Below are 21,716 nucleotides of genomic sequence, written 5' to 3' on the forward strand. Positions count from 1 at the left end.
GACACGAATCCCCTTAGTTGCCACCTTTGCCTCCGCCCCGCCTCTCCTTTGTGACCCCCGCCCCGGCCGGCACGCAGGTCCTGGACGAGGGGACCTGCGGCCCGGCGGGTGTGGCCCATCGGTCGGACGCCGGGGCCGGTGCGGCGCGGACGGCTACTGCCGTCGGCGCACCGCACCGCAGAGTCGCCCGGCTCCGGACGACGACCTGAAAGGTGGTCCCGCATGTCCCGTCGCAAGCCGACCGAGGAATCCGTCGTGAGCACTCCCGCCGCCGAGGATGTCGCCGAGGACGTCGATCCGGCGTCGGCCGCCGTCGGGGCCTGGTGGGCAGCGCCCTGGCGGCGCTCGAGGAGTACGGTCCGTTCAGCCAGGAGTAGATCGACCACATCGTGAAGAAGGCGTCGCTGGCGACGCTGGCCGAGCACACCGGGCTCGCGGTGCTGGCGTTGGAGGAGACCGGTCGGGGCTGTTCGAGGACAAGGCCGTCAAGAACGTCTTCGCCAACCCTCTCCTTTCCTGGCGGTTGGCACTGCCGCCGCCGGAAGAGGAGGCCGGGTCAGGACCGGCGCTACCAGGAGCCGCGCCGCTTCGGCGGCGGCCCTGTCGCGCTCGGCTACCTCCAGCGCCGTCCGGCCGGCGTCGGCCTGGCAGTAGCCAGCGCACCGCCCGTCGTCGTTCCAGCCCCCGTTCTTTCTCCTTCGATCGCTCCTTGGAGAACTTCGCAGGGTTCCACCTCGCCAGCGGAGGCGGCGATGGCGGGGGAGGTGAGGAGACCTCGGACATTCCCGACCACCAGGAGATGGGGGCGCAGGGCCTCGACTGCGCGGGCCACGTGCAGCCAGAGACCGGATCGGCGACTGACTTGCACGGGATCGGGAATGCGGGCCGGGCCGGTGGCGGGAAGCAGCGCTTCCTGCTGCCGCAGGGCGTTCGCCCGGGCGCACAGGGCGAGCGAGTCCTCGAAGGGTGTGTTCACCGGTGTTTCCTGGAGGAGAAGTTGGCGGTGATGAGGACGAGCGGCGCCTGCCCGGCAGGCCGCTCGGCGGAAGTGGGGTGCATGTCAGCGGCCCCGGACCCGCAGCGTCGCCGGCTCGGTGACGCCGGGCGCCTGTAGGGCTCGGGCGCGCAGGCCGGGCGGCGAGCCAGAGGGTGGAGGAGGTTTGGCTGGTTCACCGCGAGCGCGTGGTGGTGGGAGCCGGAGCCGGAGCCGGAGCCGGAGCCGGAGCCCAAGCCGGAGCCAGAGCCAGAGGCGGCGGCGGGGCGGCGGCGATAGCCCCGGTGGGTGGCGCGTCCGATGCGGTTGGCGGATTCGATCAGGCGACTGTAGGAGACGATCACGGCGCCGCCGCGGGGGAGATGCGGCTGGGTGATCGCGTCGGCGACCTCGCCGAAGACTTTGCGCTCCTGCTCGCGACGCCAGCCCTCGGTGTCGGGCTCCAGGGGGCCGGCGGCGCCGGCGGGTGTGGGTGCGCCAAACGGCATCGGACGGCTGGGTAGGCGCGGGCCAGGCTCAGGAGGGTGGAGGCGTCGGCGCTTCCCGGGAGACCTGACGCACTGGCAGTATCCGCGTGTGGGGCTGCGGCTCGGCACGACGCTGAACCCGGTCACGCTGCGGAGACGGCCGCCCGTCCCGGTGAAACCACCGGGACGGGCGGCTTCATGAATCCGTCGGCTGGTATGCCCGTGCTTGGGATTCCGAGGGGTCGGCCGACGGCTCTACCTCTCGCTTGGGCGAGAGCGGGAGGGCCAGGCGACGTCAGACTCCCGTCATCTGCCGACGTACCACGCGCTACGACTCCTGAGTCCGCCCGCCCGCTGACCGATCGACCGACGGGGTGGTGGCGACCCGCCATCCCGCATCGGGCCGCTCGGCCCTACGATGTCCGACTCGCCTGGTGGAGGCGGGGAGAAGGAATCCGCGTGGCCAGGGAGAGGAGGGCCTTCTCGGCAAAGTCGCCACCTCCTGTCAGCGAATCTCCGACCCAGGACACCAGCCGAACCCGGGGAGACCCAGGGGCCCGCGGGTGCGCCGGCGGCCGCAGGCCTCGATCGCGCCGGCGGATGAGGCTGAACCCTCGGGCGCCTCACAGTGATGACGGGACGTCAGATCGCGGTCATGACGTGCTTCACGCGGGTGTAGTCCTCGAAGCCGTACGACGAGAGGTCCTTGCCGTAGCCGGACAGCTTCCAGCCGCCGTGCGGCATCTCGGCGGCGAGGGCCGTGTGGGTGTTGATCCAGACGCAGCCGAAGTCCAGGCGGCGGGACATCCGCATGGCGCGGGCGTGGTCCTTGGTCCAGACCGAGGAGGCCAGCGCGTACTCGACGCCGTTGGCGTACTCGACGGCCTGGTCCTCGTCGGTGAACTTCTGCACGGTGATGACCGGGCCGAAGACCTCGTTCTGGACGATCTCGTCGTCCTGGTTCAGGCCGGAGACGACGGTCGGGGCGTAGAAGTAGCCCTTGTCGCCTACCCGGTGGCCACCGGCCTCGACCTTGGCGTGGGCGGGCAGCCGCTCGATGAAGCCGGCCACCTGCTGCAGCTGGTTGGCGTTGTTCAGCGGGCCGTACAGCACGTCCTCGTCGTCCACCCCGCCGGTCTTGGTCTCGGCCGCGGCCTTGGCCAGGGCCTCGACGAAGGCGTCGTGGATCGACTCGTGCACCAGCACGCGGGTGGCGGCGGTACAGTCCTGGCCGGCGTTGAAGTAGCCCGCCACCGAGATGCCCTCGACGGCCTCGGCGATGTCGGCGTCCTCGAAGACCACGACCGGGGCCTTGCCGCCCAGCTCCAGGTGGACGCGCTTGACGTCCTTGGAGGCCGACTCGGCGACCTGGATGCCGGCCCGGACCGAACCGGTGATGGAGGCCATCGCCGGGGTCTTGTGCTCGACCATCAGCTTGCCGGTCTCGCGGTCGCCGCAGATGACGTTGAAGACGCCGGCCGGGAGCTCAAGCTCCTTGAGGATGCCGCCGATGATCTCGGCCAGCAGCACGGTGGAGGCCGGGGTGGTGTCCGAGGGCTTCAGGACCACGGCGTTGCCGGCGGCGAGAGCCGGGGCGAACTTCCAGACGGCCATCATCATCGGGTAGTTCCACGGCGCGACCTGGGCGCAGACGCCGACCGGTTCGCGGCGGATGATCGAGGTCATGCCGTCCATGTACTCACCGGCCGCCTTGCCCTCCAGCAGGCGGGCGGCGCCGGCGAAGAAGCGGATCTGGTCCACCATCGGGCCGATCTCCTCGGAGAGGGTCAGCGCACGGGGCTTGCCGGTGTTGCGCACCTCGGCGTCGACGATCTCGTCGGCCCGGGCCTCGACCGCGTCGGCGATCTTGAGCAGCAGCTTCTGACGGGTGCTCGGGGTGGTGTCCCGCCAGATCGGGAACGCGGCGGCGGCGGAGGCCATGGCGGCGTCCACGTCCGCGGCACCGGACAGCGGCGACGTCGCGTACACCTCGCCGGTGGTCGGGTCGACGATGTCGAGCGTGCGGCCGTCCGCAGCGTCGACGAACTCACCGTTGATGTGGTTGCGCAGTGTGCGAAGCACGGGTGTCACGGTTTCCTCAGCTCTCACGCGCTGGTGATGGGGCAGGTGTGGGTGGAGGGCGAGCCGGTGCCCGTCCTCGTCGCGCTTGACCACGGTGGTCTCGCGCTCGCGCAGGGCCCTTCGATGGTGGGCTTCGCCGGGCTTTCGCCTCTGGCGGTCGCGGTGGGTGCGTGGGCGGGGTCAGGCGCTTTTGTTCAGGGCGAGCAGGCTGACCAGGTCGTAGGCGACGTGGGAGGCTGCGATGGAGGTGATCTCGGCGTGGTCGTAGGCGGGGGCGACCTCGACCACGTCCGCGCCGACGAGGTTGCCGCCGGCCAGGCCGCGCAGGATCTCCAGCAGTTCGCGGGAGGTCAGGCCGCCCGCCTCGGGGGTGCCGGTGCCGGGGGCGTGTGCGGGGTCGAGCACGTCGATGTCGACGGACACGTAGAGCGGGCGGTCGCCGATGCGGAGGCGGAGCGCTTCGACCGTCTCGGCCACGCCCTGGCGCAGGACGTCCCCGGCGGTGACGATGCCGAACCCGAGGCGGCGGTCCTCCTCCAGGTCGCGTTTGCCGTAGAGCGGGCCCCGGGTGCCGACGTGGCTGAGCGCCTCGGTGTCGACGATGCCTTCCTCCACGGCGCGGCGGAACGGTGTGCCGTGGGTGTATTCGGCACCGAAGTAGGTGTCCCAGGTGTCCAGGTGCGCGTCGAAGTGCAGGACGGCGATCGGTCCGTGCTTCCTGGCCAGTGCGCGCAGCAGGGGCAGGGCGATGGTGTGGTCGCCGCCGATGGTGACGGGCCGGGCGCCGGCGGTGATCAGTTCCCCGGCGGCGTGCTCGATGGTCTCGATCGCCTCGTGGATGTCGAAGGGGTTGACGGCGATGTCGCCGGCGTCGGCGACTTGTTGCTCGGCGAAGGGCGAGACGTCCAGGGCCGGGTGGTAGGGGCGCAGCAGGCGGCTGGCCTCGCGGACGGCGGAGGGGCCGAACCGGGCGCCGGGCCGGTAGGAGACGCCGCTGTCGAAGGGGATTCCGACCACGGCGACGTCGCATCGGCCGACCTCGTCGAGGCGGGGCAGGCGGGCGAAGGTGGCGGGGCCGGCGAAGCGCGGGATCCGCGAGGAGTCCACGGGGCCTCGGGGCTCGGTCATGGTGGGTGTTCCTCGATCGTGTGGGGATGGGTGGGGGCTGGCACCGCGTGTGCCGCACGGTGGCGGAGGTGAGCGGCGCCGCCTTCGAGGTGTCGGGTCAGCGGGTGCTGGCGAAGAAGAACTTCTTGGAGGGTTCGAGGGTGGTCCAGGTGCCGCGGAAGCCCTTGGGGACGTGGAAGACCTGGCCGGGGCCGAATTCCTTGCGGCCGCCGTGGAGGTCGGTGAGGGCGACGCGGCCGGAGACCATGACGCAGATCTCGTCGTAGGGGTAGGGGTCGAGGAGCAGTTCGCCGGGTTCGCCTTCCCAGCTGCCGCCGAAGAAGGTGCCGGTGTCGTCGGCGAAGGCGCGCCATTCGGTCTCGGTCCAGCCGGGCGAGGCGGTGCCGTCGGGCCACTGGGGGCGGACGGGGTCACCCGCGCCGAGTTCGATGGTGGTGACGGTGTCGATGGTGGTCATCGGCTCTCCTTCTGGAAGCGGTGCAGGACGTTGTGGGTGATGCGTTCGGTGAAGGGGTCGCGGTGGATGAGGCCGCTGACCCATTCGCAGGTGCCGGCGTTGAAGACGGTGCCGGCGCCGCGGGTGAAGACGCCGATCATCGCGGCGCCGTAGCGGGCGTCGCGGCGGAACTCCGGAGGGTTGCCGTCGTACATGGCCTCCAGCAGCAGCTTCGCTTCGGTTTCGGAGGCGCCGAGGGGGACGTGGCCGCCCCAGCGGTCGGTCTCGCCGGCCACGGCGGGCGCCATGGCGAGGATCTCCAGGGTGTTGGGGGCGCCGTCCTCGCCGGTGGGGTAGGGCAGGCCCTTGCGGAAGGTGTAGTCGACGCCGTCGACCTCGAAGGCGACGATGCAGGGGTCTCCGTCGCCGAACACGTCGCCGTAGTAGAGGTCGGTGCCCTCGAAGGCCCAGTGGTCGGGGCGGTAGACGGTGTAGCCGCCGCTGGAGCGGGGGGTGGCCGAGCCGTAGCGGGCGTAGACGCCGCCGAGGCCGGTCAGGCCCATGGTCGCCGCGGCGGGGCGGTTGAGCTTGGGGTGGTCCCAGGCGGTGGTGTCCAGGTGTGGTTCGGTGGCGCTGACGGGGTCGGCGCCGGGGATCTTGTAGCAGACCTGGGTGGCGCCGTCGTCCTCCAGGCGGACCTGCCAGATGTAGTTGCCGCCGAAACGGGCCAGGTTGCCGCCGCGGTCGACGAAGGCGTCGACGGCGTCGCGCATGGGGCGGGTCCAGTACTCGTCGTGGCCGACGATGACGAGGCAGTCGTAGCCGTCCAGCCGTTCGGGCTCGAAGTGCAGGTCGTGCTGGGTGAGGTAGTCGAGTCGGTGGCCGTGCTGCTCGGCCCAGACGACGAACGGCCGTTCGTAGGTCGCCCACAGGGCGTCGGCGTGGTGGCGTGAGTAGCCGTGGGCGTGGGCCCATTCGTAGGACTGGTGGCGCGGCTGCCAACCGATGGGCGGGCGGCCGGTGTGGCGGTTGCGGGGGGCTCCTTCGGGCTTGCGGAGCATGCCGCGGGCGATCGGGCGCAGCGCGGACTGGCGGGGGGTGGGGAGGTCGGTGTACGGGTCGTCGCCCAGGCCCCGGTAGGCGTTGGCACCGCCCCAGTCGTTGTAGGCGAGCATGGTGCTGGTGGTGAGGACCAGTGCGGTGCGGGCGCTCGGCTGCGGGGAGCGGACGACGAAGAAGTGCTCGCGTTCGTGGCGGCGGCCCTGCTCGTCGGTGATGCCGACGATGACGAGGTAGAAGCCGGAGGGCCAGGCTGGGTCGACCGGGATGGTGAGGGCGACGGGCCAGCCGCAGCCGGCCGCGTAGGCGTCGGCGGGGGTGGGGTGCGCCTTGCCGGGCAGCTTGTCGAGGTGCAGGACGGTCGCGGGTTCGGCGCCGTCGCGCACGACGCGCAGGTCGTAAAGGTCGGCGGTGGTGTGGACGTGCAGGGCCACTTCCTGGCCGGGGTCGTAGGAGAAGCGGTCGGTGTAACACCAGATCTCCTTGACGGCGGGGTCGTTCAGCGGCCGTTCGGGCTGCCAGCCGGGGATCGACCAGGCGGCTCGGGGTGCGGGGGGCATCGGGTCCTCTTGTGGTCGGGGCGGTCGGGGCTGTCGGGCCTGTCGGGGATCGGAGGGAGCGCAGGGCACGTGTGTCTACGCGGGCGCGACCGGCCCGGCGTCGGACTGTGGGTCGGGGCCGCTCAGTCTTCGGTAGACGTCCGGGCGGTTGGCGCGCAGCCACAGCGCTCGGGCGCAGCCGGCGATCAGGCCGGCCATCAGCGGGCTGAGGACCAGGGCGTTGCCACCGGCCCCGGTCAGGCCGGTGAGCAGGGACATCTTCGTGACGACCAGCACGGCGACGGCGGTGAGCAGGACGGCGGACAGGGCCGGCGCCACCAGGCGCTGCCAGAGCGACTCGCCGGAGCGCAGCCGTCCCAGGTAGCGGATGACCGCGATGCTGGTGGCGATCTCCAGGAGCAGGACGCCCACCAGGGTCGGGGTGTTGGTCCACACCACGATCTGGGTGTAGGGGGCGAGTGAGGTCAGGCCGAAGCCGGTCACCGCGGCGACCACCAGGCCGGTGTGGACGAGGCCGGCGGTGCTGGGGGTCCGGGTGCGCGGGTTGGTGCGGGCGAAGGCGGCGGGCAGGATGCCGTCACGCCCCAGTGAGAACAGGTAGCGGCAGCCGGCGTTCTGCAGTGCGAGGACTCCGGCGAGGAAGCTGGTCACGATGAGCAGCCGCATGACGGAGGTCATCGCGCCGCCGACGTATTCGGTGTTGAGGTCGAACACCAGGTCGGCGGGATCCTGGGCCAGCAGTGCGGTCAGGCGGTCCGGGCCGGCGGCCATCAGGATGATCCAGGAGACGAAGGTGTAGAGCACGGCCAGGATTGCGACCGCGAGATAGGTGGCGCGCGGGACGGTGCGGTGCGCGTCGCGGGCCTCCTCGCTGTAGATCGCGGTCTGCTCGAAGCCGATGTAGACCACGAACGTGATCACGAACAGGCCGGCGACGCCCGGGGTCATCAGGTGGGCGGGGTTGAAGCTCTGCGCGGTCAGGCCCTCGTGGCCGCCTTGGGCGAGCACGGCGACTGCCAGGACCAGCAGCACCCCGATCTCGGCGACCAGCAGCAGGGCCAGGACCCGCGCACCGATGTCGACCTTCAGGTAGGACAGCAGGGCGATCAGCAGCAGCAGCGCGACCGCGCACATCTGCCAGGGCACGGTGAACCCGGTCAGAACGCGCAGCACGTCGGCTGCGAACAGCCCGGCCACCGCGCCGAAGCCGATCTGCCCGAGCGCATAGGCCAGGTAGGCGATCAGCGCCGCGCCCGCACCGGCGACGGGGCCCAGGCCGCGGCTGATGTAGGCGTAGAACGCTCCGCTGTTGCGCATGTGTCTGCTCATGGCCGTGAACCCCACGGCGAACAGGGCGAACACCGCCCCGGCGATCAGATACCCGGTAGGGGCGGCGACCCCGCCCAGCAGGAACGCCAGCGCGGAGAACCCGGCCATCACCGTCAGCGGGGCGGCGGCCGACAGGACGAAGAACACCAGGTCCCGCACGCCGACCGCGTCCGCGCGCAACGCGGTGTCGCGGTGGCCGCCGGCGGGGCCCGGCGGGACGGAGGGCCCGGTGGGCGGGTTCGGAGGATTCACGCTGTTCTCCCTGTCGAAGCGCGGAAGAGATCCAGGAAGCACGACTGGGCTCTTCCCGAGCGAGCATCAGGCGGCGGCGGCCCCGCGGCGGGGCGACGTGCCGGGAATGCCTGTCCCCCCACAATGCACAAACGTTTAAGCAGCGTCAATAGACCGTTGCCTAAACGTTTGCGCACCGCGTCCGCGGTGTATCCCTCCGTGGCCTGAAAGTCGCTCCGGGTCGAGGGTTAGGCCTTGACTCCCCGCGCTGGCGCCCTGGCCGGGCCTGGCGCTCGCTCGTCCGGCAAGCGGGGGCGCGTGCGCCGGCGGTGGAAGTTGTCGGGTGCGTGTTCCGGTGCGGGACCGCCGACCAGCGCGGCATTGCCGGCGCGCGGCCGATCCCGGGCGGCGGCGTGGCCGCTGGAAGAAGGCGACCTTCGGCCGTGTGCCGGATTTCCCTCCGCGGGCGGGGCTGCGGACTCGGGGCGGGAAGGGCAGCGTTCCGCAGCGCTGCGGTGGAGGGGCGCGCGGCACTCCGGGGCGGTCCCGAGGCCCGCTGGCCGCGTTAGGCCAGGCCTGGCGGGGAGGGCGGGCGCCTGGCTTCGAGCAGGATCCGGCGGTGCCGCATTGGGGCTGTGCGGCCGGTCAGCAACTGCTCGGCACCCCGTCGTCCGCCGGTACGAGCCGCGGTAGTGCGGCTCGGCCCGCGCCACGCTGGGCCCCGGGTGCCGACCCGGGCTGCGAGCGGGTGTGGATCACGCTTCCTGCTGTGCGGGGGTGCGCTGGGTGCTGGCGCGGATGCGCAGGTCGACCGGGGTGATGACGGGCGCTTGCGGCTGTTCGCCGCCCAGGAGAGCGAGGAGCAGTTCCACGGCGGCCCTGGCCTGCAGGCGCGGGTACATCTCGACGGCCGTGATCGGCGGGTCGATCGCCTGGAGGGAAGGTTCGTCGAGGTCTTGGGCGATGAGCAGGTCCTCGGGGGTCCGCAGGCCGAGGTCGCGGGCGGCACGCCGGGTGCCGGCGCCGAAGCCCAGGCCGAGGGCCAGGATCGCGTCGGGCCGTTCCTGGGCGGTGAGCTCGCGGCGGGCGATCCGGCAGGCGGCGTCGGCGAGGCCCGCCGCCGTGCCGGCGCCCGCCAGGGGGACCTGGGCGGTGCCGGGTGTCATGCCGTGTTCGGCGCACCAGTGCCGGTAGGCGTCGACAGACAGTCGGGTCCATTCCCACGCGGCGTCGGGGACCAGGAGATGGATGCGGGTGGCGCCCTGGTGGGCGAGGTGGTCCAGCAGCTGCCGCATCGTGCTGTCGGGGTCGGGTGCGACGTAGTGCGGCACGAGCCCGCCGGCGCTCTGACCGAGGGCGACCAGCGGGATGCCGAGTGAGGCGAGGACCGGGAGCCGGGGGTCGCCGCCTTCCGGGTCCATGACGATGATCCCGTCGACCGGCAGCTTGGCCAGCTGGGCCGGGTCGCTCGGGGCGGGGAGCAGCAGCAGGGCGTGGTCGGCGCGGAAGGCGGCGTCGGCGGCGGCGATGGCGACCTGGCTGTGCCAGTCGAGGGACAGCAGCTCCCCGGGCGAGGTCTGCGGCGGGCTCGGCATGAGCAGGCCCAGGGTGGCACTGCGACCGGACTTCAGTCGGCGCGCGGCCTGATTGGCCGTGTAGCCGAGACGGTCGGCGGTCTCGCGGATCCGCGCACGTGTGGCGGCGTCGACGCGGCCCTTGCCGTTGAGCGCGTAGGACACCGTGCCCACGGAAACCCCGCACGCGGCTGCCACGTCCTTCAGTGTCGGCCGTCGCCCCACCATCGGTCCCCCTCGCTGCCTGCCTGCCGGTCCGGATCGGATCCGATCGGGTGGATACAGCCTAACGCACAAACGTTTAGGCGCAGCTATTGACAGCGCTTAAACGTTTGTGCACCGTGGAAGGGAAGGCACTCCGAGGAGCCGTAGCGAGTCCCGGAGCCCACCGCCCGCCCTCCGAGGCACCTCACCCTCGGACCGCGACCCCGCTTCACCGCACCGCACCCGAAGGACGCGCCATGCACACCACCGGCCCCGCTCCCTGCGCGGTGTACCTGCGCTGCTACCCGGCCGACCACTGGACCCTGGACACGCAGCAGCGCCGCCTGCGCGCCTGGGCGCTGGAGGACGGTCTGGCCGAGCCGGCGTACTTCTGCGACAACGGCGTCCCCTCCCGCAGCGTCAAGCCGCGCCTGCGCGACCTGCTCGAGGCGGCCCGCCTGGGCTGGATCCGCCACGTCCTGGTGCCCGGCCTGTTCGTCTTCGACCTCGACGACCAGCGGGCCGCCACCATCGCCGCGGCCCTGCAGGAACAGGGCGTGCTCATTCACATCTGGCCGGGCGACGGACCCTCCCGCACCTACACCCAGGCCCGGCCGCCCGCCACCGCGCGCACCGCCGAGCCCGTCCTGCCGGTACTGGCGGGGACGACGGCCGGGTGACGCTCCACCTGGACCCCGCCGACCCCGCGTTCGCCCGCGACCCCCATGCCTTCTACGCCGCCGTGCGCGAACTCGGCCCCGCTACCCGGGTGACCCTGGCCAACGGGACCGACGCCTGGCTGGTGACCGGCTACCACCAGACGCGCGCCGTCCTCACCGACCCGCGGTTGTCCAACGTCCCGGCTCCGCAGACGGCCCGGCACACATCCGCGGCCCCGTCGACGGAAGACCCGCCGCAGGCACGCTCCGCGCAGCGGTCCGTGCTGGAGCGCCACATGCTCAACGCCGACGCCGACGAGCACCGCCGCCTGCGCCGTCTGGCCGCGCCCGCCTTCACACCCCGGCGCGTCGAGGCCCTCGCTGCACGGATCGGCCACCTCGCCGACACCGTGATCGGCGGCCTCACCGCCAAGCTGCGCCAAAAGGCCGAGGCCGACCTCGTCGACGGCTTCGCCTTCCCGCTGCCCGTCCTGGTGATCAGCGACATCCTGGGCGTGCCCGAAGCGGACCGCCTCGACCTGCGCGCCTGGACCTACCGGGTGGGCTCACCCGCCGCGACCCTGCCCTCCGGCCAGGCCGCCCGCGCCTGGCAGAGCCTGCACGGCTACTTCACCCACCTCATCGCCCGCAAACGACGCCACCCCGGCGACGACCTGCTCAGCCTGCTCACCCACGACCGCACCCCCCAGGCACCCGACGACGGCGAACTGCTCGCCATGGCCTTCCTCCTGCTGTTCGCCGGCTACGAGACGACCATGAACCTCCTCGCCTCGGCCACGCTGCTCCTGCTCACCCACGCCGAGGAACTCCTCGCCGCCCGCACCGCGGGCGACCCCGGCTGGAGCGCCGTGATCGAGGAGACACTGCGCCACGCCAGCCCCCTGGAGGGCGCGACCTGGCGAAGGACCACGGAGCCGGTGGACCTCGGCGGGACCGTCATCCCCGCCGGCGCCTCCGTCCTGGCGGTGCTGGCCGCCGCCAACCGCGACCCGCGCGTGTTCGCCGCCCCTCACACCTTCCGGCCCCGCCGCTACGCTCCGGGCAACCGGACGGCTCCTGCGCACCTGGCCTTCGGACACGGCCCCCACGTGTGCCTGGGCGCGCGCCTGGCCCGTCTGGAGGCCGGCATCGCCCTGCAGCGGCTCTTCGCCGCTCTGCCCTCCCTGCGCCTGGCCACCGCCCCCGCCCTCCTGCCGTGGCGGCCCGGCCTGCTCGTCCGTGGTCCCCTTACGCTCCCGGTGCGGCTCGCCTGACGCCCGGGACTCCCGCAGGGGAAGGCACCCGCACGGCTTCCCATCGTCCCTGGGGCCCGCCCGGGCGGGCCCCAGGGGCTCCGCCGTGCCGGAGCCCCTGGGGGCGCCGGCACGGCGGCTGGAGGGATCCCTAGGCGGGCCGGGTGAGCTGCTTGAGGACCTCGACGGCCCGCTCGGCGTTCTCGTACGGCACGAACAGGTGGTCGTGGTGGAAGGCCGCGACCACGTTGCAGCTGATCCCCGCGTCGGCCAGCGCCCGCGAGACGGCTGCCGTGAGCCCCACCGCGGCGAGCGAGGAGTGGATGCGCAGGGTGATCCACCCGGCGACGTAGTCGTACGCCAGACCGCTGCGGTCCGCCTCCTCCTGGCGGGCGACGATCGTCAGCCCCTCGTCCTCCACGGCCGTCACCACCGGGACGACGCCCGCGGGCACGACGTGGTCGGCGACCTTGCTGAACACGTATGCGCCACTGTGCAGTTCAGGCCGCATGCCCCTCAGCAGGGCGGGCAGGTCGGTCTCTCCGGACATGGGTATTCTCCATCGGTTCGAGAAGGGTGTGACCGTGCGTTCGCGGGGCCGGACGCCGGCACGCGACGTGATCGGCCGCCACCGCAGCGGTGAGGGACAGGCGGACAGCCGCAGTCAGCGGCGATCGGGCCAGAGGTCCTGAGCTGCAGGGCGCCGGTGACGCCCCGGGTGACGAGCACGGCGAGCAGCAGCAGGCCGGTGCCCGACGTGGTGATCAGCTGCGGGGCGCTCAGGCCGAGAAGGATGCCGCGCTTGGAGCGGTGGGGGAACTTGACGGACGCGGGGGTGGCGTCGGGTGTCGAGGAGGCCATCGGTGTTCCAGAGTGTGAGCGAGCGAGCGGTCGGCGGGTGGGGGCGCGGCGCTCTTCTGGACGTCATCGCGGATGCTCCTTCGCTGGTGGGCGGGGCCCTGGGGCGGGCGGCGGGCTGCTGCCCGCCCCAGGGAAACGGGGGTGTCGGTCAGGAACCGGGCCCGGTGGGACCGTTCGGGTAGACGAACCGGGCCGGGGCTGCGGCCGGGGCCGGTCCTGTGCTGCCCGAGGGCGAGGGCGAGAGCGGCACCGAAACACCTGGTCCCGCTGGCGTCGGGCCGGACGCCGAGGGCGCGGGCGGTGCCGGGACGCCGGGGTTCGCCGGAGCCGCGCTGGATGCCGGGGGTGCGGGCGCGGCCGGGGCCGTCGACACGCCCGGTACGGACGGCGCGGAGGGCTGGACCGAGCCACCGCCCTGGCCATCGGCGGACGTCGGCTTGCCGCTGCCGCTGCCCGAGGAGGCGCGGGTGATCAGGGCCGGGATGCCGGGCCGGGTGACCAGGGCGCGTCCGCGGTCGCCTCCCGCGCTGGGGTCCTCGCCAAAGCGGAACGTCGTCGGCTGCTGCGCGGGTCCGGCGTCGATCCCCTCCTGGCTGATCCGGCCGGTCGGGTCGATGCCGGAGGCGGCACCGCCACCGCCCATGCCCGGGACCTGGGCCGGGCCCTGCGGCGCCGGGACGCCGGTGCTCATCTGCATGGCCAGGGAGCCGGCGGTCTTCGCCGCCCCGGCCGCGACCGCCATGCCGGCCATGCCGGTGCGGTGCGTGTCGTAGTGGCCGCTGCCGTCCGTCGCCCAGTGGACGAACTTGTAGACGGCGTAGGGGCACAGCAGCACCATGACCATGATCACGACACCGGCCATGGCGTCGGACAGGGCGGCCATGCCGTCCTTGGCGTCCGTCTTGCCGAGCGCGGAGACGCCGACGAGGAAGACCACCGTCATCAGCAGCTTGGAGACGATCAGGGTGGCGGTGGCCTCGATCCAACCGCGTCGCCACCGCTGGGCGACCTCCCAGCCGCCGCCGGCACCGGCAAAGGCGGCGAGCGCCACCAGGATCAGCACGCCGACCTTGCGGGCGACCATCACGCACCAGTAGAGGAACGCGCCGATCGCGCTGCCGACCGCCACCAGGGCGGGGATCGCCCAGCCGAGCGGGAACATGGCGCCGAACTGGGACACCTTGATCATGCGCCTGACCGCGTCGGCCACACTGGTGTGCGCGGCTTGGAACAGCCCGGCCGACAGGGCGTCGACCACGGTGACCGCGACCGCCGTGAAGCTGATCGCACCGAAGGCGAACAGCACGCCGGTCATCGTGCCCCAGCCGGCCTTACCAAGAGCCCGTTCGTCCCGCCGCCAGGCGGCCAGGATGAGCTGGGCGCAGAAGGTGCCCACGGTCAGGATCAGCCCGATCGGCAGGATCAGCTGGTAGTTGTCCCTGAACCACGGTGCCGACAGGTCGATGGCCGTGGTCTCGTCGACCGCCTTCGCGCACAGGTCGACGGCGCTGGCCGCCAGCTCCCCCATGCTCTTGACGATCCACGCACCGATCCCATCGGTGATCGACTTGCCCGGGTCGCTGACGAAGTTGATGCCGTCCACGACGTTGCAGACCTGGGCCACCATCGGGAGATTGCAGATATCCACGAGGAACTCCCCAGGTCAGGGCGCCACAGCCGGCAGAACACCGGCCAGGGCGCACGGGCGGTCAGGACGGCACTGGACGGCGAGGGTCGCCGAACGGTCCTCGGCCCCGCCCTGCGGGGCGCCGTTCCAGGAGATCGACTGCTTCCCGGAGACGGTCACGGCGTAGACGTACGCCTGCGTGATCGCCCCCGGATCGGCCTGCAGCGCCTTGGTGAACCGGTCCGGGAAGTGCGCCTCGTTGGCGGTCGCGGTGGCGAACTGTCCGGAGTCGGCCATCCGCCCCCACAGCACCGGGGAGGGCACCAGGCGGTCGACCGAGTCGGCGTCGAGGTACTGCCCCTCGATGGTCAGCCATCGGTGGAGGGAGGCCACCAGCTCCGGCTGCGAAGTGGAGCGGGTGTCGTAGGACCACAGTGCCACCGCCGCCGCCTTCGCGAACGCGATCGGATCGTGCGTCGACGGCGGACCCGGCAGCTCCTTAGGACGCCCGCCCGGCGACGGCGAACTCGCCGGCGCGGCGGGCGCGGCTGAACCCGCTGCCGCAGCAACCGGGTTGGCGGCCTCGCGCCCGTCCCGGGTGACGTAGGCCAGCACGCCGGCGGCGGCGACGAGCACCACCAGGACGAGCGAGCCCAGCAGCGCCCGGCGGCGTACCAGCGCGCCGCCGGGGCCGCCTGGGCGAGGGCCCGAGGGGAAGGAACGTTTCTGCATTACTTGACCTGGCTTCCGAGCGTCGAGAAGAACGAGACGACGCCGTTCGCGGCGCCCAGCAGCAGGGCGGCACCCGCGCTGACGAGGACGCCCTTCTTGCCGTTGGCCTCGGCCTGGTGGCCGCCGGAGTGGTGGCCCCAGGCCCACACCCCGGCGCTCACGGCGAGGGCGCCGACGACCGCGATGATGCCGAACAGGTTCAGGTAGCCCATCACCTGCTTGAGGACCGAAAGGCCGGGCAGGCCGCCCTCGTTGGGGGTGATGCCGGGGTCGTAGGCGAGCTGTACGACTGCGTCCGCGAGGTACAAGGGAGGCTCCAGTGCAGTTCAGGGCGCGCGAAGGCAGCCCAAAGAGAGGGGAGAGAGGGGGAGGGGAAGACGCAGGTCAGGCGACCCGGCGGGCGGCGAGGATCTCCGGTCGCCACGAGGCCAGGGTCGAGATCTTGACCACGTCGCCGGTTTTCGGCGCATGCACGATGAGACCGGAACCGATGAACATGCCCACGTGCTCCGGCACGGCGGCGGTGCCCCGGGTGAACAGCAGGTCGCCGGGCTTGAGCGAGTCCGCCGAGACGGCGGTGCCCTGCTTGACCTGCTCGTACGTGGTCCGCTCCAGGCTGACGCCCGCCGAGCGGTAGGCCACCTGCATCAACGAGGAGCAGTCACACCTGCCCATCGGATCGGCGCCATGGGAGTTGGCGCAGGTGCCGCCCCACTGGTACGGCGTGCCGAGCTGGCCGAGCGCCCACCGGATCGCGGTCTGCACCGGCTGCGGCGCATCGGCCGGGATCGTGTACCCGTTGGGTAGTGAGCCCGCGGGGATCGTGCCGAAGTCGCTGCCGTCACCGCCCGCCGTGGGCGTCCCACAGCCGTTGCCCGCTGCCGGGCTGGCGCTCGCGGCGGCCGTTGGCGTGGAGGCGGGCGTCGGGCTCGGCGTCGGCGAGGTGCCGGGAGCGGGGGCGAGCAACGGCGCGAGGGCCTTCTGGAGCGCCTCCGCCAGGGGCTGCCACTTGGCGTAGGCATCCGGGAAGCCGGAACGCTGCACCGCCTGGGCGGCCTGGGTGACGGTCATCGACTCCCAGCCGCCGACCTTCTGCAGCGCCTCGTAGAACTTCGTCGAGGCGTACACCGGCTGCATGATCTGCTCCGGCGTGCCCCAGCCCTGCGACGGCCGCTGCTGGAACAGCCCGAGCGAGTCCCGATCGCCGCCGTTGACGTTGCGAAGTTCGCTCTCCTGCAGCGCCGTTGCCAGAGCGACGACCTGCCCGCGCACCGGGATGTGCATCGCGACACCGGTGGCCTGAATCGTCCGGGCGTTGGGGATCTGCTCGGACGGCTTGCTCAGCCTGGCCACGGCCGGAGCCGACAGCGGACTGGAGCCCTTGAGGATCGCCTCGACCTGCGCCGCAACCGCTGCGGAATCCACACCCTGTGGATTGCCGCCGGACGGACAGGCGCTGGACGTGGAGGCCGAGGCGTTGCCCGCGCCGACGATCGCGACGGGCAGGGCCAGGACCAGCGGACCGGCGGCGACGACGCCGACGAGCGCGCCGATCGTCTTCTTCACGACGGCCTCCGGTCGCCGGGCAGCGGCCGGAGGGGCAGCGGAGGTGGGTGAGGGCACGGGTGTGCCAGGGCGTGCTGCATCGCAGCGGCTCCTCGGGGATTCGTCGGAGGACGCGGTGCCGGCCTCTCGTGCGAAGAAGTCGCCGACACCGCGCCGGTGGTGAAACCGCCCTTTTCAAGGCGGGCCCGGGTCAGAGGAGTTGGTAGCTCCGGGACGCCGGTCTCGTGTCACGCGCGGCAGCCAGCCGCGCTCGTAATCTCAGCCGAAACACGAACGCACCTCTCGGGAACGGGGAGACGAAGACGCTGCCCCGCGCGGCTCCATGCACACAGAGAGGCACGGATCAACACGCGCCGGACCAGGGCCGTTTGGCCCGCTGCCCGGTCGGCATGGCGAGACAGTAGACGCGAAAGTCGGCCGCACCAAACGAGCCCCATCCGGGCCTGGCACGCCGTCACCGCTCGTTAGGCACGGCCGCCGATCGCGGCTACCTTCCCCGGCATCCCCGCTCCAGGCGGCTGCCGCCGGGCGCCGCCCGGAGCGGGCTCAACCACGCCCGAAGGAAGGCACCATGAGCTACACCCTGCACCGCGGCGACGCCCTCACCGTGCTCAAGACCCTCCCGGACGAGTCCGTCAACGCCGTCATCACCGACCCGCCGTACAACAGCGGTGGCCGGACCAGCTCCGAACGCACCAGCCGCGACGCCCGCGCCAAGTACGTCACCAGCGGCAGCATCCACGACCTCAAGACCTTCCCCGGCGAGAACCGCGACCAGCGCTCCTACCGCTCCTGGCTCACCGAACTTCTCACCGAGGCATACCGGGCGAGCACCGAGCACGCGGTCGCGATGGTCTTCTCCGACTGGAGGCAGGAGCCCACCACCAGCGACGCTCTCCAGATGGCCGGCTGGACCTGGCAGGGCACCATCCCCTGGATCAAGCCCGCCAGCCGCCCGAGGAAGGGCGGCTTCAAGCAGAGCGCGGAGATCATCATCTGGGGCGTCAAGGGCACCCTCGACAACACCCGGGACCTCTACCTGCCCGGCCACTTCACCGCCTCCCAGCCCCGCAAGGACCGCGTGCACATCACCCAGAAGCCGGTGGAGATCATGCAGCAGCTCGTCCAGATCTGCCCCGAGGACGGCGTCGTCCTCGACCCCTTCACCGGCAGCGGCTCTACCGGCGTGGCCGCCCTGCGCGAAGGCCGGCGCTTCGTCGGCGTCGAACTCAGCCCGCACTACGCCGACATCGCCGAACAGCGGCTGAACGCCGAGCTGGCCCAGGACGACTTCGTCCTCGCGGGACCGGAGGCGTGAGCATGAGAACCGGCACCAGGGCGAGCGGCCGAAGACGCGAAAGGGCGGCCGGAGCACTCAGACTCCAGCCGCCCTTCCCCGTCCCTCAGGACTCGTCGACCGCCCGCCGGATCAACGGCACGGCCTTCTCCACGTCGGCGGACGAGACGATCCGCACCTCCAGGTCACCCGTCCCCAGGTGCCCGATGCCCTGTACGTCGCGGGTGAAGCCCTCCTCCAGCTCCACCGTGTCCGGGTCCAGCCGCAGGTACACCAGGAGCGCGCGGTGTGAGACGGAGGGCCGGAAGACCACGGATGCCACGTTCAGCATCCGCCGGTAGGCGATGTAGTGCTTGAGCACCACCACCTCCAGCTCGCCCGCCGCGGTCAGCACCTCGTCCAGCTCGCCGTACAGCTCCCGCAGGCACCCCGGCACCTCCACCTGGGCGACCCCGGCCGGCTCGTCGCTCGCCTCAGCGGCCGGAGCCGCCGGCACCGACAAGGCACCGGAGGCGAAGAAGCCCGGAACGGTCTCGACCAGCTGCAGCGTCAGCAGGTCCGGCCCGAAGACCCGGTAGCGCACCAGGTCCACCCGGTGATCCCGCTGGTAGAGCGAAGCAGCCGCTCGGTCGTGGCGCGAGAACTCGCCTGCGACGCAGATCACCCGGGGCCTGCGCCAGTCGACCGCCTCCGCCGCACCGGCGCCCAGACGTCTGCGCACCAGCGCTTCGAACTCGTGCCGGTGCGCCAGCAGCCAGACCAGGTAGGACCCGGCCTGGGCGATCACGCCGGCATCGCGCCCCCGCTTGAACTCGATGACCACCGGCACGCCGTCCTCGTCCAGCCCCAGCGTGTCGATCCGACCCTGATGCCAAGGCCCCGTCGAGTACTCCGACGCTAGGAACCGAACCCCGAGCATCGGCTCCAGCGCCCTCTCGACGCGCCGCTGCAGCTCCCGCTCCTGCGCTAGGGTCGAACCCCGTAGCTCAACGTCCCGGCCATCAGCACCCCGCCGGAACACCTTCAGATCGGTCACCTACGCCCCCTTCGCATGACCGTACCCAGGGGCCAATCCAGAAGAGGAACGCGGTATTCCCTATCGCGGCTTCTTGGTGTGCCCGAAGGCTGCTGACGGGTGGGGCTGGACTGGCCGAAGCGTACTTTGCGAGGACCAGCCTGGTGACAGTCGGTCGGGCGACCGCTTGCCTGCCCCCGAGCTCCCGGCCGCGCCGCTGAAACCGCGCGGACGTGCGCTGACCTGGTATTTCGTGTGGCGGATCGCTCGGCTGACCGGGACGGACGGGAGGGGCCCCGCCGCGTGCCGCGGGGCCCCTCCGGTGTCCGGGCGCCGGTCAGCCCGTGCTGCGCGGATGGAAGGGCTGGCGAGGGCCCGCGCCTTTGCCGTTGCTCCCCCCGCAGGGTGGTCGTTCAGGCCTCGGCGGGATCGATTCGGGTGGTCGTCGATTCTCGGGTGTGACCCCTTCTGCGGACGGCTTCAGTCGGAGCAATGCTGACTCGATGCCGATATTGGTGATGGCTCGTCAGGCTGTCGATGTGCTGAGTGGCCACTGGACCAATGGGGCGACATCGCGCGGGCGGTTGCCGGGAGCGAAGCGGCTGGCCACATAGCCTTTCGCCCTGCCGCCGCCTCGGTGGCGCCGGGTTCGGGGACGAGGACAGGGGCGCAGGGTGAGTTCGTCAGGTGCGGCTGCGCCGAGGCGGGGTACGAGGTTCCGGGCATGGCTGCTGGAGGGCCTGTCCGACATGGCGAAGCAGTACCCGGGGCCGCACGCGGAGGCGCCGGTCGAGCACAAGGGCCAGCGGTGGTGGCGGGTGATGTGCCTGACCGGCCTGGACTACTTCTCGACGCTCGGCTACCAGCCCGGGATCGCGGCGCTCGCGGCCGGGCTGCTGTCGCCGGTGGCGACGGTCGTGCTGGTGATCGTGACGCTGTTCGGTGCGCTGCCGGTGTACCGGCGGGTGGCGCAGGAGAGCCCGCACGGCGAGGGCTCGATCGCGATGCTTGAGCGGCTGCTGTCGTTCTGGCAGGGGAAGCTCTTCGTCCTTGCGCTGCTCGGCTTTGCGGCGACCGACTTCATGATCACCATCACTCTGTCGGCGGCGGACGCGACCGCGCACCTGGTGGAGAACCCGAGTCTGAACAGTGCGCTGGCCGGCAAGCAGATGCTGATCACCCTGCTGCTGGTCGCGTTGCTCGGCGGGGTCTTCCTCAAGGGCTTCAGCGAGGCGATCGGCCTGGCGGTGTTCCTGGTCGGGGTCTACCTGGCGCTCAACGTCGTCGTGGTGGTGAACGGGTTCTGGCACGTGCTGCAGAACCCGGACGTCGTGACGGACTGGACCGATGCACTGACCGCCGAGCACGGCAACGCGATCGCGATGATCGGCGTCGCCCTGGTCGTCTTCCCGAAGCTCGCGCTGGGCCTGTCAGGCTTCGAGACCGGCGTCGCCGTGATGCCGCACATCGAGGGAGATCCGGACGACACCGAGGAGAAACCCACCGGCCGGATCCGGGGCGCCCGCAAGCTGCTCACCACCGCCGCACTGATCATGAGCTGCTTCCTGATCACGACGAGCTTCATCACCACCGTGCTGATTCCCAAGGCAGCGTTCGAGGCGGGCGGGCCGGCCAACGGCCGTGCCCTGGCCTATCTGGCCCATGAGAACCTGGGCAGCGCCTTCGGCAGTGTCTACGACATCTCGACCATCGCGATCCTCTGGTTCGCCGGGGCGTCGGCGATGGCCGGGATGCTCAACCTGCTCCCGCGCTACCTGCCGCGGTACGGCATGGCGCCGCACTGGGCGCGGGCGGTACGGCCGATGGTGATCGTGCTGACCCTGATCGGGTTCCTGGTGACGTGGCTCTTCGACGCGAACGTGGACGCCCAGAGCGGCGCGTACGCGACCGGTGTGCTGGTGCTGATCTCCTCGGCCGCGATCGCCGTCACCATCGCCGCCCACAAAGCCCGGCAGCGGAACTGGACCATCGGCTTCGCCGTGATCGCGGCGGTGTTCCTGTACACGACGGGCGCGAACATCGCCGAACGTCCGGACGGCGTGAAGATCGGTGCCTGCTTCATCGGCGGGATCGTCCTGGTCTCCTTCCTGTCCCGGCTCAAGCGAGCCTTCGAACTGCGCGTGACCCACGTGGTGCTGGACGAGGCCGCCGAGCGGTTCGTCCGCGACTACACCTATCGGCCGATGCGGTTGATCGCCAACGAGCCGAACAGCCGTGAGCTGGCGGAGTACCAGGAGAAGAAGCGGGAGATCCGGGCACACCACGACATCCCGGCCGACCTCGACCTGGTCTTCGTCGAGGTGACGGTCCGGGACCCGTCCGAGTTCGAATCGGTGCTGGACGTGCACGGCGAGGTCCTGCACGACCGCTACCGGGTGCTGTCGCTGGAGAGCACCAGCGTCCCCAACGCCCTGGCGGCCCTGCTGCTGACGATCCGGGACCGCACCGGGCAGATCCCGCACATCTACTTCGAGTGGACCGAGGGCGGTCCGGTCGGCCACTTCCTGCGCTTCTTCCTGTTCGGCCAGGGCGAGGTCGCCCCCGTCACCCGCGAGGTGCTGCGCGAGGCGGAGCCGGACCCCTCCCGGCGCCCGCGCGTCCACGTCGGGTAGGGCGGAGCA

17 protein-coding genes and 1 pseudogene are annotated in these 21,716 nt (G+C 71.8%); 4 read left to right on the plus strand and 14 right to left on the minus strand.

The genetic code is table 11. The annotated features are described in order from the left end of the window. Window positions 1-972 precede the first annotated feature (972 nt). The 7 genes from ACZ6Y7_RS05865 to ACZ6Y7_RS05895 form a co-directional block, all read right to left on the minus strand. The gene (locus tag ACZ6Y7_RS05865; protein ID WP_465756584.1) at window positions 973-1,482 is read right to left on the minus strand and encodes a hypothetical protein; all 510 of its coding nucleotides are present in this window, start codon (window positions 1,480-1,482) and stop codon (window positions 973-975) included. 621 nt (window positions 1,483-2,103) lie between these two features. Further along, the gene (locus ACZ6Y7_RS05870; protein WP_465756585.1) at window positions 2,104-3,552 is read right to left on the minus strand and encodes a gamma-aminobutyraldehyde dehydrogenase; all 1,449 of its coding nucleotides are present in this window, start codon (window positions 3,550-3,552) and stop codon (window positions 2,104-2,106) included. Window positions 3,553-3,723: 171 nt separating this feature from the next. After that, window positions 3,724-4,671, minus strand: a complete 948-nt coding sequence (gene speB / locus ACZ6Y7_RS05875; protein WP_465756586.1) for an agmatinase — start codon at window positions 4,669-4,671, stop codon at window positions 3,724-3,726. Window positions 4,672-4,768: 97 nt separating this feature from the next. Beyond that, the gene (locus ACZ6Y7_RS05880) at window positions 4,769-5,128 is read right to left on the minus strand and encodes a cupin domain-containing protein (RefSeq protein WP_465756587.1); all 360 of its coding nucleotides are present in this window, start codon (window positions 5,126-5,128) and stop codon (window positions 4,769-4,771) included. Continuing rightward, a complete protein-coding gene (locus ACZ6Y7_RS05885; RefSeq protein WP_465756588.1) occupies window positions 5,125-6,726 on the minus strand; it encodes a N,N-dimethylformamidase beta subunit family domain-containing protein in 1,602 nt (533 codons plus the stop codon). Before ACZ6Y7_RS05885 ends, ACZ6Y7_RS05880 begins: the two co-directional genes overlap by 4 nt. Window positions 6,727-6,801: 75 nt before the next feature. Next, the gene (locus tag ACZ6Y7_RS05890; RefSeq protein ID WP_465756589.1) at window positions 6,802-8,307 is read right to left on the minus strand and encodes an APC family permease; all 1,506 of its coding nucleotides are present in this window, start codon (window positions 8,305-8,307) and stop codon (window positions 6,802-6,804) included. Between the two features lie 734 nt (window positions 8,308-9,041). Continuing rightward, window positions 9,042-10,058, minus strand: coding sequence for a LacI family DNA-binding transcriptional regulator (locus ACZ6Y7_RS05895; protein WP_465756590.1), 1,017 nt, complete (start codon window positions 10,056-10,058; stop codon window positions 9,042-9,044). 263 nt (window positions 10,059-10,321) lie between these two features. On the opposite strand from ACZ6Y7_RS05895, the gene ACZ6Y7_RS05900 reads away from it, so the two are divergent. Together ACZ6Y7_RS05900 and ACZ6Y7_RS05905 are read left to right on the plus strand one after the other, a co-directional pair. Next, window positions 10,322-10,744 carry a recombinase family protein gene (locus ACZ6Y7_RS05900; RefSeq protein ID WP_465756591.1) on the plus strand — a complete coding sequence of 141 codons (423 nt, stop codon included), beginning with the start codon at window positions 10,322-10,324 and terminating at the stop codon, window positions 10,742-10,744. Then, a complete protein-coding gene (locus tag ACZ6Y7_RS05905) occupies window positions 10,741-11,997 on the plus strand; it encodes a cytochrome P450 (protein ID WP_465756592.1) in 1,257 nt (418 codons plus the stop codon). The genes ACZ6Y7_RS05900 and ACZ6Y7_RS05905 overlap by 4 nt, the downstream gene beginning before the upstream one ends. Before the next feature lie 130 nt (window positions 11,998-12,127). Here ACZ6Y7_RS05905 and ACZ6Y7_RS05910 read toward each other — a convergent pair whose 3' ends face one another. The 6 genes and pseudogenes from ACZ6Y7_RS05910 to ACZ6Y7_RS05935 all read right to left on the minus strand — a co-directional run bounded on the left by ACZ6Y7_RS05910 (window position 12,128) and on the right by ACZ6Y7_RS05935 (window position 16,762). After that, window positions 12,128-12,526: an ACT domain-containing protein gene (locus tag ACZ6Y7_RS05910; protein ID WP_465756593.1), complete on the minus strand. Its 399-nt coding sequence runs from the start codon at window positions 12,524-12,526 to the stop codon at window positions 12,128-12,130. Window positions 12,527-12,666: 140 nt separating this feature from the next. Beyond that, window positions 12,667-12,837, minus strand: a pseudogene (locus ACZ6Y7_RS05915) (SCO6880 family protein); the annotation flags it as partial. Between the two features lie 148 nt (window positions 12,838-12,985). Next, complete coding sequence (locus ACZ6Y7_RS05920; protein WP_465756594.1) at window positions 12,986-14,485, minus strand: SCO6881 family protein; 1,500 nt, start codon at window positions 14,483-14,485, stop codon at window positions 12,986-12,988. 15 nt (window positions 14,486-14,500) lie between these two features. Continuing rightward, window positions 14,501-15,196: a hypothetical protein gene (locus ACZ6Y7_RS05925; protein ID WP_465756595.1), complete on the minus strand. Its 696-nt coding sequence runs from the start codon at window positions 15,194-15,196 to the stop codon at window positions 14,501-14,503. After that, window positions 15,196-15,504, minus strand: a complete 309-nt coding sequence (locus ACZ6Y7_RS05930; protein ID WP_465756596.1) for a DUF6112 family protein — start codon at window positions 15,502-15,504, stop codon at window positions 15,196-15,198. The genes ACZ6Y7_RS05925 and ACZ6Y7_RS05930 overlap by 1 nt, the downstream gene beginning before the upstream one ends. Window positions 15,505-15,580: 76 nt before the next feature. After that, on the minus strand, window positions 15,581-16,762 hold the full coding sequence (locus ACZ6Y7_RS05935; protein ID WP_465756597.1) for a C40 family peptidase: 1,182 nt from the start codon (window positions 16,760-16,762) through the stop codon (window positions 15,581-15,583). 571 nt (window positions 16,763-17,333) lie between these two features. On the opposite strand from ACZ6Y7_RS05935, the gene ACZ6Y7_RS05940 reads away from it, so the two are divergent. Then, window positions 17,334-18,080, plus strand: coding sequence for a DNA-methyltransferase (locus tag ACZ6Y7_RS05940; RefSeq protein WP_465756598.1), 747 nt, complete (start codon window positions 17,334-17,336; stop codon window positions 18,078-18,080). An 85-nt stretch (window positions 18,081-18,165) separates the two neighbouring features. Here ACZ6Y7_RS05940 and ACZ6Y7_RS05945 read toward each other — a convergent pair whose 3' ends face one another. After that, window positions 18,166-19,095 carry a DUF5655 domain-containing protein gene (locus ACZ6Y7_RS05945; RefSeq protein WP_465756599.1) on the minus strand — a complete coding sequence of 310 codons (930 nt, stop codon included), beginning with the start codon at window positions 19,093-19,095 and terminating at the stop codon, window positions 18,166-18,168. A gap of 728 nt (window positions 19,096-19,823) precedes the next feature. On the opposite strand from ACZ6Y7_RS05945, the gene ACZ6Y7_RS05950 reads away from it, so the two are divergent. Next, the gene (locus ACZ6Y7_RS05950) at window positions 19,824-21,707 is read left to right on the plus strand and encodes an APC family permease (RefSeq protein WP_465756600.1); all 1,884 of its coding nucleotides are present in this window, start codon (window positions 19,824-19,826) and stop codon (window positions 21,705-21,707) included. The last annotated feature ends 9 nt before the right edge of the window (window positions 21,708-21,716 follow it).

Source organism: Kitasatospora sp. NPDC053308, from assembly GCF_055585785.1.